This is a genomic window from Pseudomonas sp. H26/SER47-MNA-CIBAN-0231, from assembly GCF_040310465.1.
Lineage (GTDB): Bacteria > Pseudomonadota > Gammaproteobacteria > Pseudomonadales > Pseudomonadaceae > Aquipseudomonas > Aquipseudomonas atacamensis.
Genome location: NZ_JBEOPW010000136.1, coordinates 1 through 252, shown reverse-complemented (window position 1 = coordinate 252; position 252 = coordinate 1). Strand labels below are relative to the sequence as shown.

Genomic DNA, 252 nt, shown 5'->3' with positions numbered 1-252 from the left:
AAATAGATCCGACCACTTGTTCAAAAATCCATGAAGCAATAAATCAGATGCCTAAAACAACTTTCAGTCAAGTTATCGACACCTTCGCTTGGTGGCAAACAGCACAATTAATCTGTTTAAAAGGACAAGCGAGTACATCATTAAACACTATGGCGAATGACATTAAGAACATTGCAAAAACTCACCATCTAGCCATCAGTCAATACGATTATGTTCCGCACATTAGTCTATTTCGTGGGGTGACAACAGCTT

1 protein-coding gene is annotated in these 252 nt (G+C 38.5%); it reads left to right on the top strand.

Translation table 11 applies throughout. The features are described from left to right. On the top strand, positions 1-252 hold a 252-nt coding region (locus tag AAEZ10_RS27595), incomplete at both ends, for a hypothetical protein (RefSeq protein ID WP_350571853.1).